Consider the following 2,174-nt stretch of genomic DNA (forward strand, 5'->3'; position numbering starts at 1 on the left):
TTTTTGTGCGATGGGCAGTTATTTAATTCATGACCTTCTGGTCATGGATAACATTTCGAAACAGGACAGAGACGACACTGCGATGTAACGACTGGGAGAATGCGTAGAAATGTTTTCCAGATGGTGAAAATCCATATCCAAGGAGACTGACCTAGCTTGGAAAGTCTAACCTAGGGCAACACTGTGAAGTGTTGTCTGAAGGAGGTGCGGTAACCGAGAGGTCCGTAGACGAATGAATAGACCCTAATACGTATTAGTGTAAAACACAACGGCCGGGCGAGTTGGAGACTCTTCGAAAAGTGAGGAAACCCACTAGTAAAGATGTTCTTCGAGAAGTCAGAACAAAGAACATAGCTCGTTAGGTGATGGTGTAGGGTATGTTCAGAAGGAATAAATAATGACCCCATGAGGTCTCCAACTCTCCGAACAGGCAGGGTTCTAACCTATAAGGGAAATCCGAAATGGTAATGAACAGTTGGAGAAGTCAGATGTTCTCATAGTACGGAAGTAGATAATTGACCAAAACAATTATTGAACGGAAGGGGAACAACCTATGGCTCCAAGTCAAAGATAGGGTGTAATGTGAACAGAAAAGTTACTGTGGTAAAACGATTTGGAAGTACATCAAGGAAGGACGAGGAATAAATAATGAATCAAGAATGGAAGTTTAAACTACACAGTATATACGGACAATTACTCTTTGACCGAAAACTGACGAACAGTTTTAGGAAAGTTAAAGAAAACAAAGGAGCAGGTGGGATCGATCAAGTAACAATTGATGACTACGAAGGAAATCTCGAAGAGAATATATTAAAGCTCTTAGAGAAGCTAAAACATAAAAGTTATCAACCTACACCTGTTAAGCGTGTGAATATACCTAAGAAGAACGGTGATAAACGCCCTTTAGGAATCCCAACCATTGAGGATAGAGTGGTGCAACAAACAGTAGTAGATATTCTCCAACCTAAATTCGAAGACCACTTATTCCATAATTGGTCTGTAGGATATAGACCAAACCGAGGTGTACAACGAGCATTACAAATAATTTTGTGGAATATTGAACAAGGTTATAATTACATCTACGATTGTGACATAAAAGGTTTCTTTGACAATATTCCACATAAGAAACTTATAAAAGTTCTTAATAAATATGTATCAGACCGTACAACACTTAACTTAATTAACCAATGGTTAAAAGCTGGATATATGGAAGAAGGCAAATGGAAACAGTCTGAATCTGGGGCACCGCAAGGTGGAGTTATTTCACCATTATTGTCAAATGTCTATCTCAATGAACTAGATTGGGAATGGGATTTAAATGGAATAAGGTTTGTCCGATATGCTGATGACTTCTTACTATTTGCGAAGACAAAGGAAGATATCTTGAAAGCCAAAGATATAACTAAGAAGAAACTAAATGAATTAGGGCTACAGATTGCAGAAGGTAAGACAAAAGTGGTTAACTTTCATGATGATGATTTCGACTTTCTAGGATTTACATTCCACCATTGGAGACAACGTAAGAAAGATAAGAAACCATCATTTCACGTAACACCAAAAGAAGAATCCATTAAGGATTTTAGGTTGAAAATCAAGAAGAGGACAAAGAAAACACTCACCCTCAGTAAAGAGGAATGGATTAAAAGAGTGAACCCTATAATAAGAGGAAAAGTAAACTACTATTTAACTATAATCAAAGCAATCAAGGCGAATGAGCAACATGGCCAACAGAGTCACTGTGTGACTCGTAAAATGAGAGGAATATTACTATCAATCGATGGATATATTCGAAAGCGTTTACGAGTAGCCATGATACACAAACACCCTAATCAGAGGAAAGGTTATAAAATGAATTACAGATGGAACATATCTTTCTTCGTTGGAATCAAACTGATTCCAAGTTACTGGCTATATCTCAATAAAATATATGACTATTCCTTACAACAATATATGGAAGATATGAGGAATAAGAACCGACGCAAAACTCAGAATGCAGTAAGAAGAGCAAAAGAAAGAGGTGAGGAATACTTTACTCCTCACCGACTTCAAAAGATGCAAAATGCCTGGAACGCATCACCTTGATACATTGTGAACATAAGGGTAAGCCGTATGCCTTAATAGGGCACGTACGGTTTGATAAGGGGGAAGCTACGAAAGTAGTTTCCCTACTTTAT

1 protein-coding gene is annotated in these 2,174 nt (G+C 37.9%); it reads left to right on the plus strand.

From position 1 onward, the window contains the following. Positions 1–648 precede the first annotated feature (648 nt). A complete protein-coding gene (gene ltrA / locus ACTWQB_RS17135; protein ID WP_443140372.1) occupies positions 649–2,082 on the plus strand; it encodes a group II intron reverse transcriptase/maturase in 1,434 nt (477 codons plus the stop codon). Positions 2,083–2,174 lie beyond the last annotated feature (92 nt).

Source organism: Piscibacillus sp. B03 (genome assembly GCF_052246295.1).
Lineage (GTDB): Bacteria > Bacillota > Bacilli > Bacillales > Alkalibacillaceae > Piscibacillus.